The organism is Pseudomonas promysalinigenes, from assembly GCF_014269025.2.
Taxonomy (GTDB): Bacteria; Pseudomonadota; Gammaproteobacteria; order Pseudomonadales; family Pseudomonadaceae; genus Aquipseudomonas; species Aquipseudomonas promysalinigenes.
The window spans coordinates 1,809,151-1,822,066 of record NZ_CP077094.1 but is presented as its reverse complement, the minus strand read 5'-3'; the positions used below and the strand labels follow the sequence as shown (position 1 = coordinate 1,822,066).

Here is a 12,916-nt window from a genome sequence, read left to right as displayed (position 1 = left end):
TCATTGCCCTTGCCGAATCGCTTCGGCCGCTGCCTGGCCGTTCACCCTCCCCTTGATCGCGCCGCCAGGCGTCGCCGCCAACGGCGCAGGCCAACGCATACTGGCGCCTGGCAACACATAGCCGAGCAGGCCTTCGGCTATGGGCTTGGCTTGGCTGCCTTGCTGCAACACCACATCGGTCAAACGCGCATGCACGGGGCCGGTGTTGCGCAATTCAACGTAAGGCTTGCCTTGAACCGTGACCGGGCGCCAGCTCAGCTGTGGCTTGCCGACGCCGTCAGCGTTGCGCTTGCCGTCTGGGTCGGCCTTGCCCCATAGCCCTTCGCCGTATACGAACAGCGGCACTGAGTACCGCATCTGCAGGCGAATAGCTGCCGTGGTACCTTGGCCGGTAGTGTCAGCCGGCAAGGGCGTGGGGATTTCGTCAATGATGATGCGATAGGACTGCTCTTGGCCCACCGGGGACGTACCCGTGCGGGTTAGGCGAATCAGTTGCTTCTGCCCTGGCGCAATGGTGGCCACTGGTGGGCTGCCGATAATCTCGCGCTGGGCCTGATACTGATCCTGATACTCACCCTGGCGCCAGGCGAACACCCGCACCTGCAAGCTGGCAGGCGCCGAACCACGGTTTTCCAGCCACAATGCCCCGGCTTTCTGGTCAGCTTCCAGCACCGGGTCGATCGGCCAGATCAACACCGATGTAGCGGCCCTGATCGGCAGGCTCGCCAAGAGTGTCAGGCCCAACACACCTTGCGCCCACTTTGCCCACACCCCCATACAGCTCTCCTTGGCTTGTTGTTCCAGGCCCCTGCAGCTTCACCAGGTGACCGTGACTTGCACGACATCGGTGTAGGTCCCAGCCGGTAAATTGCCCGGCAACTGGGTGCGGCCATACACCGGCAACTTGATGGCAGCCGCGTCGGCGTAATTCACCGTCACGCTCTGGCCGATACCCAAAGCCTGGCTGTAGGCCGCGTCCCGATACAACTGATAGGCAAGCACCTGTGTGCCGCCGCTGCGCTTTAGGTTGCGCGTGCCGCTGGCAGTGTTCAGGCCGCCATCGAGGCTCATGCTCATAGCCACCCCCGGCGTGCATTGGAACGTTACGGTGGTCCCGCCCATCGAGGTACTGAGGATGCCGGTGGACAACGCCGATTGCGTGCCATAGTCGAGCACCCCGTAGCTGGTCACTGCGCCCACCACCAAGCAGCCAGCCACGATTTGCGCACTCACCTGAAAGCTGCTGGTAGTAGCTGCATCCAGCGGCGCGGCCGACAACAGGCCAGCGCCGATCAGGCACCCGCCGAGCCACCTGCCCATGGTTCAGAACGACAACTCGACAGCAACTGTGTCGGTATAGGTACCGGCCGGCAAACCGGCTTTGCCCCGGGCCTGGCCGTACAGGTTGACGGTTTGCGCAACGCCGGTACTGGTTGGCAGGGCAATGGTGCCGTCAATGGCCAACAGCGTGGTGCGCCCAGCGTCGGTATAGAAGTCATAAGGCACGTAGTTGCCGGCACCGTCGGCCAACGCACGGGTGCCCCCAGTGGACTGACCATCATGTGCTCCGGCGCGGACTTTGATCACCGGCACTGTGCCAGCTGAGCAGAGAATGCTCATCGCTGCGCCGCCGCCACCCAATACCTGGCCGTTGACCGTCGAAAACAGGGCATCGGCAGTGCCGAAATTCAGGGTGCCGAAGTTCAACCCCGTGGTGCCTGTACTGCCGTTGACCTGGCACGCCGCGGTCAGCGTCAGCGTGGAACTGATGGTGCCAGTCACGGTGGCGGCTTGGGCGTGAACTGTCGCAACCAGGCCGAAGCAGGCGAGCATGCAGCGGGTGAAAGTCGTTCGCATCGGAGTCTCCTTGCGTCGTCTACCAGTCCAGGGTCACTCTCAGGGTGTCGCGGTACAGCCCGGCCGGGAGTGCGCGGGGTTGTGCCACCACTACGCCGAAAATCGGTATGGGAATCTGCTCGGTACTGCTGATGGTGAAGGCGCGGGCCTCGCCGATGCCGTAGCGACTATTGCCACCTGGGTCTGTGGCCAGCTGATAGGGAATGGTTTCGCGACCGTTGCTGAGCCGGCGCACGCCATCGTCGCCATTGAGGCCGCCATTGATCCGCACGTTGAATGCCCGCACCTCGGGCGTGCAGCTGATCTGCAGGCTGCCTTCGGCACCCGCTTCGTCAACCCGGCTGCGCAGTGGCGTATCCCAATTCGGGCCGCGTTCACCAAAATCCATCAGGCCAGGGTTGCTCAATGTGGCTGGCGGCTGATCGCCGCTATTGACCTGGCAGGCGGCGCTGATCACCAAGCGCGCTTGGATGAACCCAGTGGCGGTGCCATGCGCCACACCGCTAGGTAGCAACAGCGGGCCAAGACCCAAAAGCAGAAGCGAAGTGCGGTTCATGACATGACATCCCTGTACATGTTGGCCTCGCTACCAAGTGACGGTAACTTTGAGTAGGTCGGTGTACTGCCCGGCGCGGGGTACCCATGCCAGGTTGTCGATCCGCGCGTATAGCGGCAACTCGACGGTACCCGTATCTGGCACCCGTGCTGCATTGGGCTCATCGACGCTCACAGGCTCACGCCAGGCGGCATCGCGAAACAACCGGTAAGGGATCGGCTTGGCCTGCGCGTCTTCGCTGGCGAGAAAGCGCAACTCACCAGCACCACCATGCTGGCCACCGTCGACACGCACCTGATAGAGCGTGTCGGGGTTGCACTCCAGCCGTGGCGGGCGCTGGGTAAGCAATGCACCGCTGAGCGGGGCGTTCTTGCCGTCCAGGCGCGATGCGACCCCCAAGTCGATCAACCCCAGGGCCTGAGCGCCCGCATCGCGCTGCTGGGCAACCAGCATGCAGCCACGCTGCACCAGTACCCGCACCTCTACTTGGAAATCCGCCGCCATGGCACTACTGCTCAACAGCAGGCCAAACAGCGCGGCTATCAAGCGTTCCGTCACTGGATTGTTCCTGTTTCCATATCGTGTAATTGAGCGTAGCAGCAGGAGACTAAACAGTGGTGGCTAGACGCCACTCTTTGCGACTAAGCCCAAAGCGCTATCCCGCCACCAAGAAATTTTGTGCCCCGCCGAACCCCTGATCTTTCAGTCCATCCAATAAGCATGAAGCGGTAAAGCGCCGCATATTCTGTTACCGTGCTCTGTGGCCAATACTTGGCTGATACCGCATGCGTCATGCATGGAAGAAACATCACAGGAGCGTCCATTGATGACTGCAGACACTGCCCTCGCCGCTGCTGTCGAGCGCTGCGCACAAGAACCGATCCAGGTGCCCGGCAGCATCCAGCCCCACGGCTTTCTTCTGGTGCTGGACGAGCAAGACCTGCGAGTGCTCCAAGCCAGCGAGAACGCCGAACAATGGCTAGGCGTTCCGGCGCAGGAGTTGATCGGTCATCGCTTCGCCGACGTCATCAGTGACAGTTTCGATCTACGCTCCCATCTTCAGCGCTTATCCATAGATGAGCCCTTTCCGTTTCATATCGGTGATGTGTCCCTGCGCCATGGGGCTCCTTGCAACGAAGCGCTACGCCTGCTCGCCCACCGCCATGACCAAGTACTGATCGCCGAGTTCGAACCTTTTCGCCAGCCTGCCGGCCTGGCCGACCAGAGCGACTACTACCCTCTGGTCCGTGGATTCGTCAGCAGCCTGCACAATGCAGACAGCCTCGAGCAATTGCTGCATGAGTGTGTCGTACAGGTCAAACGCATAACCGGCTTTGGTCGGGTCAAAGCCTACCGTTTCGACACCGAGGGCAATGGCCAGGTACTGGCGGAACTGGCTGACGAGGGTTATCCGCAGTACCTGGGCCTGCACTTCCCTGCTGCCGACATCCCCCGCCAGGCCCGGGAGCTGTATCGGGTAAGCCGCATCCGCGTGATCGAGGATGCCAATTACCAAGCTTCAGCACTGCTACCAGCCCTCAACCCGCGCACTGGCAAGGCCCTGGACATGAGCTTTGCCGCGCTGCGTAGCGTTTCGCCCGTGCACCTGCAGTACATGCGCAACATGGGCACGCTTGCATCAATGTCGCTTTCGATCGTGGTGGATGGCCAGCTCTGGGGACTCATTTCCTGCCATCACGCGCAGCCACGGGCAGTGGAATTTCGCACTCGCACCGCCTGCGAACTGTTGGCCAGCGTGTTATCGCTGCAGATCGAAACACGCGAATCTCACGCCAATACCAGCCGGTTACTGGAGCTGCGTCAGCACATCGTAAGCATGATCTCATCGATGGCCGATCACGACAGTGTCAGTGATGGCTTGCGTGAACTACCCGAGGTACTGCTGGAGTTCGCCGGAGCCAACGGCGCCGCAGTTATCAGTGCTGAACGTTGCGACCTGATCGGCCAAACGCCGCCGGCAGCGCAAGTCAACGCCCTGGTGCACTGGCTGGGCCAACGCGCCGGCCTGACCGTTTTTCATACCAACAACGTGCGCCGCGACATCGATGAGCTCCCCGAGCTTGCAGCCCACGCCGGGGGCGTACTGGCGGTGGCCATCTCGCAGATCCATTCGCATTACCTTGTCTGGTTCCGCCCCGAGCAGGTGCGCACAGTCCAATGGGCCGGGCGTCCGGACAAGCAAATTGGCCCACAGGGCGCACTGAATCCGCGGCATAGTTTTGAGCGCTGGCAGGAGCAGATCAGTGGTTATTCCCAGCCGTGGTCCCCACAGATACTGGAAGGCGTGCTCGAACTGCGCACCTCGGTTCTGGGCATTGTTTTGCGCAAAGCCGAGGAGATGGCGCAAATGGCCAATGAGCTACGCCGCTCGAACAAGGAACTTGAAGCCTTTTCCTACAGCGTGTCCCACGACCTACGCGCGCCATTACGGCATATCGCCGGCTATACCGAATTGCTTGGCGAAATCGAAGGCCAGCATTTGAGTGAACGTGGCACCCGTTTTCTCAAGCACATCGAAGAGGCTGCGCATTTTGCTGGCAGCCTGGTCGACAACCTGCTCAACTTTTCCCAGATGGGTCGCTCGGCCCTGCGCCTGGCGGATGTCGACCTCAATGCCCTGGTCGACACCATTCGCCAGGAGCTTGCGCCTGATTACGAAGGCCGCGAGATCATCTGGGACATTGCACCGCTGCCCAAGGTGATCGCCGACCCGGCCTTCATCAACCTGGCGTTGCATAACCTGATCGCCAACGCGATCAAATATACCCGCGGCCGTGAGCCTGCACACATCGAGATGCGTGCCTACCAGCACGCTAGCGAAACCGAGATCAGCATCCGAGACAATGGTGTAGGATTCGATATGGCCTACGCCAACAAACTGTTCGGGGTGTTCCAACGTTTGCACCGTATGGAAGACTTCGAAGGCACCGGAATCGGCCTGGCCAGTGTGCGGCGGATCATCGAGCGTCATGATGGGCGAGTCTGGGCCGTAGGCCAGGTCGACCAGGGCGCTAGCTTCCACTTCACACTGCCCCGTCACCCGGCAACTACCTGAGGCACTTTATTAACATGCTCAAGCCCATCCTGCTGGTCGAAGACAACCCCCGGGACCTGGAGCTGACGCTCCTGGCCCTGGAGCGCAGCCAGTTGGCCAACGAGGTCATCGTCCTGCGTGACGGTGCCGATGCCCTCGATTACCTGTTACGCCGCAATGCCTACGTCGATCGCGACGACGGCAACCCCGCAGTGCTGCTGCTGGACCTGAAACTGCCGAAAATCGATGGCCTGGAAGTACTCAAAGCCGTACGCAACACGCCTGAACTTCGCAGTATTCCGACGGTAATGCTGACTTCTTCGAGAGAAGAGCCGGACCTGCTGCGTGCCTACGAGCTCGGCGTCAACGCCTACGTGGTCAAACCAGTAGAGTTCAAAGAGTTCGTCGCGGCGATTTCCGACCTGGGCATATTCTGGGCGGTGCTCAATGAGCCGCCACCCGGCTCGCTGCGCCTTAACCGCCGTGGCAGCCACTGAGGCGCGCTTACAGATGTTGTCCAAACCGCTGAAATTGTTGATGGTCGAAGACAGCTCGATGGATGCCGAGCTGACCCTGATGCGCCTGGAACGCAGCGGGCTGCAGGTGCAGTCACAACTGGTGTTCGACCACATTGGCGTCGAGCAAGCCCTGCATCAGGCCAGCTTCGACCTGATCCTGTGCGACTGCGTGCTGCCCGGCTCCTCCGGCACCGATGTGTTGGCCATCGCCCAACGCTTGGCCCCTGACACCCCGTTCATCTTTCTTTCGGGCATCTACGGGGAAGAACATGCGGTGGAGATGATCCGCCTGGGCGCTACCGATTATGTCTTGAAGAAAAACTTGCCGCTGCTGCCAAAGGCCGTGCGTCGGGCCCTCACCGAAGTGCATGAACGCCAGCGCCGGCGTTACGCCGAAGAAGCCTTGGCCGATGTCGAAGCTCGGGCGCGCATCGCCATCGATGCTGCTGGCATGGGCACGTGGGATTTGCGCCCACAGCAAGGGCTGCTGGTCTGGGATAATCGCTGCAAGGCTCTGTTCGGTTTGCCGCCCGAAACGGAAATGGACCTGGATGTCTTCTATGCCGGTATTTACCACGAGGACCTGGCTAAAGTGCGCGAAGCCGTGGAGCAGGCCATGCGCCCGGACAGCGACGGGATATACCGGGTCGAGTTCCGTACCGCCGAACCCAACGGTATGGAGCCGCGCTGGCTGCTCAGCAGCGGCCAGGCCCAGTTTTACGACGGGCAGTGCACGCGGTTTTCTGGGGTGCTGCAGGACATTCACACTCAGCGCCAGGCAACCCAGGCGCTCAAGCAGCTCAACGAAATGCTGGGCGAACGCGTCGAGCGCCGTACCCGAGAACGGGACCGCGCCTGGGAGTTGTCCCAGGACCTGCTTGCCGTGCTCAACAAAGACCTGACGCCTGTAGCGCTCAACCCAGCCTGGGAAGCCAGCCTGGGCTTTTCTCGCGAGCGCCTGAGCCAGGCCTCGCTGCTGCACCTGCTGCCAGACGCAGACCAGCAAGCATTGCTCAGCGAGCTGGGTGCTCTTGCGCACGGGCGCACCAGTGCGCGGTTCGTTGGTCGCATTCAGCACGCCGGAGGCCAGTTGCGTTGGCTGTCCTGGGTGGTGGTGCCGGAAGACACCTTGCTCTACGTGGTGGCTCGCGATATTACCAGCGAGCGAGAAAGCGCTTTGGGCCTTGCGCAAGCCAACACACGCCTGCGCGAGCAGATCACCGAGCGTGAACGCATCGAGGCGGCGCTGCAGCAGATGCAACGGCTTGAGGCTGTCGGTCAGCTGACCGCAGGTGTGGCCCACGACTTCAACAATCTGCTCACGGTCATTCTCACTGGAGCCAGCTTCCTTGAACGCGATCTGGCCAAGGCGGATGTCGACAAGGCTCGCAGCCGCCTGACGCATATCCGCGAAGCCGGCGAGCGCGGCGCCAAGCTGACGTCGCAACTGCTCGCCTTTTCCCGTCGCCAGCGCCTGGAACCGGTGCCGTTGAACCTCAATCGTACTTTGACCGGCCTGGAAGAACTGTTGAGCCGCACCTTGGGTGGCAACATCCTAGTACGCCTGGACCTTGATCACAGCCTATGGCACGCGCTGACCGACCCCACCCAGACCGAGATGATCATTCTCAACCTGGCGATCAACGCACGTGACGCCATGCCCGAAGGTGGCCAGTTGACCCTGTCGACTCGCAACACGCGAGTCAAGGCTCGTCCTCACCGTCCCGAAGACCCGGAACCGGGCGAGTATGTGATGCTGAGCATTCGCGATACAGGCTGTGGCATGAGCGAGGAGGTGTTGGCCAAGGTGTTCGAGCCGTTCTTCACCACCAAGGATATCGGCAAAGGCTCTGGGCTTGGGTTAGCTCAGGTATTTGGCTTTGCCAAGCAATCCGGGGGCGGAGTGCGCATTGATACCGAGCCAGGCCATGGTACCCAAGTTGCTGTTTATCTACCGGCAGTGAAGCACGAAGTCGATGCAGACCCTGCCCCGCAAGCCATCAGCCAACCGATCGATGACAGCGGACGGGACCGCACGGTGTTGCTGGTAGACGACGATCACTTGGTGCGCGACATGCTCGGTGACGTGTTACGCCAGTATGGCTACGAGGTCCGCCAGGCGCACAGTGGGGAACAGGCGTTGGCCCTGTTGGACGACGATATCGACCTGCTGCTGACCGACTTTGCCATGCCCGAATTCAACGGCGGACAATTGGCTCTGGCGGCGCGCCAACGACACCCGCAGTTGCCCGTGGTATTTCTGACTGGGTATGCAGAGCTCGAAGGACTTGAGCTGCCTGGCAGTCTGGTGCTGCAGAAGCCGGTGCAGGCGGATGAGCTTGCCAGGGTACTCAGCGACGTGCTGCGCCTGAACCCGTAGCGTTGCGATAAAAACTGGCTGGCTTGCTGGGGGGCGACTGCGCCCCAGCTGCCAACGGTGCCGAACAGCGCAAACGCAGAAACTCAGCGCCGATAGTCACCTGCACTGAATTGAATAGGATACTGGATTAGAGAAAATGGCAGGGGCGGCTGGATTCGAACCAACGCATGGCAGGATCAAAACCTGCTGCCTTACCGCTTGGCGACGCCCCTGTATCGGATGCAGCTGATGCTGCTCTGACCATTCCAACTTAATGACAACTGGCTTGTTGCCGTGGAATGCGCGCACTTTAACAACAAAGCGCATGCCTGTGAAGCCCCCGGTTGAAAAAAAATGCTTTAAAACAGCAAGTTAGTGCTTTTACCGATTCCAATGCACATTCAGGCTACCATCCGTCGCTTTTTTTAATGCCCTGCTTCAACACATTCGTTTTGCCTCCTTCCAATCCATTAAGCGAACTGCATTGACCAAGGAGGCCCTCATGCCTGTTTCACACGATCTCTATCAAGACCTGCACTACCCACGAGAAATCGTCCAGCAAAGGCGCCAGGCCGACAAAGACCTGGACCGCTTGCTCGACGAGTATGTGGACATCGATAACCAAGTATTGGCAGCCGAAGCGATCTCCGCTGGCAATTTCGTCGATGAAGATCTACGTCGGTTGAAGGAGCGCCGCCTGGCCTTGAAATACATGATCGAGCGCCAGCTAGAGCGCAAGGCCTGAGCGACTTCTGCGGTAGCGCCAGCGCCGGCCCACGGCGCTGGCCTGTGTTTGCTGCGCCGATTGATCTCCCCCGTCGATCACTGCACGCCATTTTATCTATTGGTCAAAAATGCTGCCCTGGGGCAAGCTGCACGCTGCCCGGTCTTTGCCCAAGGAGCTTCGCTTTTGTCTGCCTGGATCCCTTCCCCGCTGCGCCAGCTCGGCCAGCGTTTGCGCGGTGCGTCGTCCAACCCCGGTGAACTGCTCAGCTGGTTCGAGCAGAAGGCGCGCAGCCGTGGCTACCAGCTCAGTGACGGTCAGCGCATGGTCATCGACAGCATGGCCAGGCAGCTTGCGCAGCTGCAAAACGGCAAGCCGCGCAGCCTTTATCTGTACGGCGCGGTGGGCCGCGGCAAGAGCTGGCTGCTCGATGGTTTTTTCGAGGCAGTGCCGGTGACAAACAAGCGTCGTCTGCATTTCCACGACTTCTTCGCTCGCCTGCACCAAGGCATGCACCAGCACCGCCAACTGGGCGATGCGCTGGGCGCAACCTTGGACCAATTGCTGGGCGACTGCCAGGTGCTGTGCTTCGACGAATTCCATGTGCATGACATCGGCGATGCAATGCTGCTGACCCGGCTGTTCAACGCGCTGTTCGCCCGCGGCATTTTCGTCTTGTTAACGTCCAACTACGCCCCTGAAGGTCTGCTACCCAATCCGCTGTACCACGAGCGGTTCCTGCCGGTGATCCGCCTGATCAACAGTTCGATGCAAGTGCTTGAGGTCGGTGGCGACATCGATTTGCGCAGCCTGCCGGCCAACCGCGAACAGCAACGTTTCACCCAAGGGCATTTTGTGTGGCCGGGCGATGGGATGCAGCGCAAAGCGTTGAACCTACCAGAGGCTCAACCATTGCTGCTGGAAGTGAATAAGCGCCCTTTGCGCGCTCTGGCCGTCGAGGGCCGCAGGGTGATGCTGGCTTTTGATGATGTATGCGAAAAAGCCACGGCGGTCATCGATTATCTGGTAATGGCCGCGCAGTACGATGAGTGGATCATCGATGGGCTGGATGACCTGGCGCAATGCTCACTGGCGGCGCAGCAGCGCTTCGTCAACCTGGTGGATGTGCTGTATGACCAAGATCGGCAGCTTACGGTCATTGGTAAGCGGCCCCTGACGCAGAGCCTGGAGGGTCCATTAGCCGATCTCATGCGCACGCGCAGCCGGTTGGGGCAGTTGAAACAGCTGGGCCCTGCGTGATTGTCGGCGACCCTAGCGGATAACTGGGTAACTGTCTGTTCTACCAGCAGACACCACTACTGCTCCCTTCCATCAGAAGACGCGCAGCGTAAGCCGACCATGGTGTTGACGAAACTCACCGCTGATGGTCATGTGGTCATTTGAATGGTAGACCTGATCAGAGCTTCAATGACGCAAATGCCGTGGTTTTCCACCGAGGCGCGCTCGATCGACCACTCGGTTTAGCTGAATTTGCTCATGGTGGTGTTAGTGGCTTTCGTTCAAGCCTTTTTCTTAACGGGTGAAGTGCCTGTAGCCATTTTGCGGCTCTAGCACAATGGCCAGGTCGATACTGACTTTGGCGACCGAGAGTGGCTGCTGACACCGAGTTACCCGCGCAGTCAGAGCATGCTGGTCACCGAACATGCATATCAGCAGGTTATCGAGATCAGGGGCTCGACATTCATCGCTCGCTATCCGCTCTAGGGCCAGCCCTGGATACTCGGCCCGCTCACCGAGCGAGCCGAGTATCCAGGGACGACGAGGCCCAGGCTTCATCCGGCCCTGGGCAGGTCTGCCAGCACGGTCTCGATCTCCATCAACACGGCCGGGTCATCGAGTGTGGAAGGAGGCACATACGCCTGCCCATCGGCGATCTTGCGCAACACCGCCCGCAGGATCTTGCCCGAGCGCGTCTTGGGCAAGCGTTTGACCAGCCGTACTCGATTGAAGCACGCCAGCGCGCCAATCTGCTCTCGTACACTGCCCACCAACTCGGCCAACAGCTGCGCCTGGGTGATGCGCTCACCATCCTTGAGCACCACCAGCGCAAGCGGCACTTGGCCCTTGATCTCATCATGCACCCCGATGACCGCGCACTCGGCCACTGCCGGGTGGCGAGCGACCAAGTCCTCCATCTCCCCCGTTGACAGCCGGTGGCCAGACACGTTGATCACGTCATCGGTGCGCCCCATGATGTAGACAAAGCCGTCCTCGTCCAGGTAACCGCCGTCACCGGTATGGTAATAACCTGGGTAGGTCTGCAGATAAGCCTGCAGGTAACGCTCGTGGTCGCCCCACAGTGTTTGGCTGCAACCAGGCGGCAGTGGCAGGGTTATGACGATGGCCCCGTGTTGATCAGCGCCAAGTGTATGCCCTTCGTCATCCAGCACCCGCACATGGTAGCCAGGCACCGCTCGATTGCTCGAACCTGGCCGCGCTGCACTGCCCTCGAGCCCCACGCAAGGTGCAGTCACCGGCCAGCCGGTTTCAGTCTGCCACCAATGATCATGCACCGCCTTGCCGGTGACCTGCTCCAGCCACTGGTGGGTGCTGGAGTCGAGCTTCTCACCCGCCAGGAACAGCTGGCGCAGCGAGCCCAGATCATGCTTGCGGATCAGTTCGCCCTCCGGGTCTTCTTTGCGGATTGCCCGCATGGCGGTCGGTGCGCAGAACAAGGCATTGACCTTGTACTGTTCAACCACCCGCCAGTACGCCGAAGCATCCGGCGTGCGAATCGGCTTGCCCTCGTAGAACACCGTGGTACAGCCGCTCATCAACGGCCCATAGACGATCAACGAATGCCCGACCACCCAGCCGACATCGGAAATGCCCCACCACACATCACCCGCTTGCATGCCGTAGATATGACGCATCGCGTAGCAGAGCGCCACTGCGTTGCCACCGTTTTCCCGGACGATACCCTTGGGTTTGCCAGTGGTGCCTGAGGTATACATGATGTAGAGCGGATCGCCGGCATCCAGAGCTACCGGGGCTACGGGTTCGGCAGTGGCCAATGCCTGTTGCCAGTCCAGATCACGTTCCGATTGCAGTTGCGCCAAAGCCTGTGGCCTCTGCAGCACCAGCACCTTGCGAGGTTGATGGCGTGCCAACTGCAACGCGCGGTCCACCAGCGGTTTGTATTCCACCACCCGATCGAACTCCAGCCCGCAGGAGGCAGTGAGCAACAGCGCTGGGCGCGCATCGTCGATGCGCAGGGCCAGTTCATTGGCGGCAAAGCCGCCGAATACCACCGAATGTACCGCGCCGATCCGCGCGCAGGCCAGCATGGCCATGGCCGCTTGGGGCACCATCGGCATGTAGATGATCACGCCATCGCCCTTGCCAACGCCCAACTGCTGTAACAGCCCAGCCAGGCGCGCCACTTCATCGCGCAGGTGGTTATAGGTATAGGTCTGCTGTACGCCCGTGACGGGCGAATCGTAGATCAGCGCCAGTTGCTCGCCGCGGCCCAGTTCAATTTGCCGGTCCAGGGCCAGGTAGCAGCTGTTCAAGCGGCCGTCGGCAAACCAGCGATGGGTGCCATCTGGGTTGCCTTGCAAAATCAGCGAGGGGGCGCGGTACCAGGCCAATGATTGGGCCTGTTCGGCCCAGAAGGCGGCTGGGTCGTTAATGGACTGGGCATAGCTGTGCTGGTAGGTCATCGTGGTGGAACCCGGTACTTGTTGTTATTGAGGGGCGAACAACGAGTATGGCCCGCTACACCAAGGCTGCCATGGGACTAAAGTCACAACCGACCTGCAAATTTGCAGACAGGCCTAAATTGCCCTGAATCAGTGCAAAGCTTCTAGAATAGCCCCCCCACCAA

11 protein-coding genes and 1 tRNA gene are annotated in these 12,916 nt (G+C 60.6%); 5 read left to right on the top strand and 7 right to left on the bottom strand.

Annotated features, from left to right (window positions below; genetic code table 11):
• The 5 genes from HU725_RS08400 to HU725_RS08380 are packed head-to-tail and all read right to left on the bottom strand — an operon-like array spanning nucleotide 1 to nucleotide 2,971.
• Nucleotides 1–777 (bottom strand): fimbrial biogenesis chaperone, encoded by a 777-nt coding sequence (locus HU725_RS08400; RefSeq protein WP_186476826.1) that lies wholly within the window; start codon nucleotides 775–777, stop codon nucleotides 1–3.
• 39 nt (nucleotides 778–816) lie between these two features.
• Complete coding sequence (locus tag HU725_RS08395) at nucleotides 817–1,320, bottom strand: Csu type fimbrial protein (protein WP_186476825.1); 504 nt, start codon at nucleotides 1,318–1,320, stop codon at nucleotides 817–819.
• A gap of 3 nt (nucleotides 1,321–1,323) precedes the next feature.
• Nucleotides 1,324–1,857: a Csu type fimbrial protein gene (locus HU725_RS08390; protein ID WP_186476824.1), complete on the bottom strand. Its 534-nt coding sequence runs from the start codon at nucleotides 1,855–1,857 to the stop codon at nucleotides 1,324–1,326.
• A 19-nt stretch (nucleotides 1,858–1,876) separates the two neighbouring features.
• Nucleotides 1,877–2,413 carry a Csu type fimbrial protein gene (locus tag HU725_RS08385; RefSeq protein WP_060476809.1) on the bottom strand — a complete coding sequence of 179 codons (537 nt, stop codon included), beginning with the start codon at nucleotides 2,411–2,413 and terminating at the stop codon, nucleotides 1,877–1,879.
• Nucleotides 2,414–2,443: 30 nt separating this feature from the next.
• The gene (locus HU725_RS08380; protein WP_186476823.1) at nucleotides 2,444–2,971 is read right to left on the bottom strand and encodes a Csu type fimbrial protein; all 528 of its coding nucleotides are present in this window, start codon (nucleotides 2,969–2,971) and stop codon (nucleotides 2,444–2,446) included.
• 268 nt (nucleotides 2,972–3,239) lie between these two features.
• Here HU725_RS08380 and HU725_RS08375 point away from each other — a divergent pair, with 268 nt between their 5' ends.
• Genes HU725_RS08375 through HU725_RS08365 form a run of 3 tightly spaced genes read left to right on the top strand, consistent with a single transcriptional unit; the run spans nucleotide 3,240 to nucleotide 8,366 of the window.
• Nucleotides 3,240–5,489, top strand: coding sequence for an ATP-binding protein (locus HU725_RS08375; RefSeq protein ID WP_186476822.1), 2,250 nt, complete (start codon nucleotides 3,240–3,242; stop codon nucleotides 5,487–5,489).
• A gap of 14 nt (nucleotides 5,490–5,503) precedes the next feature.
• Complete coding sequence (locus HU725_RS08370) at nucleotides 5,504–5,965, top strand: response regulator (protein WP_186476821.1); 462 nt, start codon at nucleotides 5,504–5,506, stop codon at nucleotides 5,963–5,965.
• A gap of 13 nt (nucleotides 5,966–5,978) precedes the next feature.
• Nucleotides 5,979–8,366: a PAS domain-containing hybrid sensor histidine kinase/response regulator gene (locus HU725_RS08365; protein WP_186476820.1), complete on the top strand. Its 2,388-nt coding sequence runs from the start codon at nucleotides 5,979–5,981 to the stop codon at nucleotides 8,364–8,366.
• A gap of 137 nt (nucleotides 8,367–8,503) precedes the next feature.
• Here HU725_RS08365 and HU725_RS08360 read toward each other — a convergent pair.
• Nucleotides 8,504–8,578: transfer RNA gene (locus HU725_RS08360), tRNA-Gln, on the bottom strand.
• A 269-nt stretch (nucleotides 8,579–8,847) separates the two neighbouring features.
• Between HU725_RS08360 and HU725_RS08355 the strand changes: the two genes are divergently transcribed.
• Nucleotides 8,848–9,090: a DUF465 domain-containing protein gene (locus HU725_RS08355; protein ID WP_060476806.1), complete on the top strand. Its 243-nt coding sequence runs from the start codon at nucleotides 8,848–8,850 to the stop codon at nucleotides 9,088–9,090.
• 165 nt (nucleotides 9,091–9,255) lie between these two features.
• Nucleotides 9,256–10,329, top strand: coding sequence for a cell division protein ZapE (zapE, locus tag HU725_RS08350; RefSeq protein ID WP_186476819.1), 1,074 nt, complete (start codon nucleotides 9,256–9,258; stop codon nucleotides 10,327–10,329).
• 533 nt (nucleotides 10,330–10,862) lie between these two features.
• On the opposite strand, the gene HU725_RS08345 is transcribed toward zapE, so the two are convergent.
• Nucleotides 10,863–12,752 carry a propionyl-CoA synthetase gene (locus HU725_RS08345; RefSeq protein WP_186476818.1) on the bottom strand — a complete coding sequence of 630 codons (1,890 nt, stop codon included), beginning with the start codon at nucleotides 12,750–12,752 and terminating at the stop codon, nucleotides 10,863–10,865.
• Nucleotides 12,753–12,916 lie beyond the last annotated feature (164 nt).

Excerpts from the sequence above, each read along its gene's own strand:
- HU725_RS08395 (WP_186476825.1), bottom strand. The coding sequence starts at position 1,320 with ATGGGCAGGTGGCTCGGCGGGTGCCTGATCGGCGCTGGCCTGTTGTCG.
- HU725_RS08375 (WP_186476822.1), top strand. The coding sequence starts at position 3,240 with ATGACTGCAGACACTGCCCTCGCCGCTGCTGTCGAGCGCTGCGCACAA.
- HU725_RS08390 (WP_186476824.1), bottom strand. The coding sequence starts at position 1,857 with ATGCGAACGACTTTCACCCGCTGCATGCTCGCCTGCTTCGGCCTGGTT.
- HU725_RS08345 (WP_186476818.1), bottom strand. The coding sequence starts at position 12,752 with ATGACCTACCAGCACAGCTATGCCCAGTCCATTAACGACCCAGCCGCC.
- HU725_RS08400 (WP_186476826.1), bottom strand. The coding sequence starts at position 777 with ATGGGGGTGTGGGCAAAGTGGGCGCAAGGTGTGTTGGGCCTGACACTC.
- HU725_RS08370 (WP_186476821.1), top strand. The coding sequence starts at position 5,504 with ATGCTCAAGCCCATCCTGCTGGTCGAAGACAACCCCCGGGACCTGGAG.
- HU725_RS08385 (WP_060476809.1), bottom strand. The coding sequence starts at position 2,413 with ATGAACCGCACTTCGCTTCTGCTTTTGGGTCTTGGCCCGCTGTTGCTA.
- HU725_RS08365 (WP_186476820.1), top strand. The coding sequence starts at position 5,979 with ATGTTGTCCAAACCGCTGAAATTGTTGATGGTCGAAGACAGCTCGATG.
- HU725_RS08355 (WP_060476806.1), top strand. The coding sequence starts at position 8,848 with ATGCCTGTTTCACACGATCTCTATCAAGACCTGCACTACCCACGAGAA.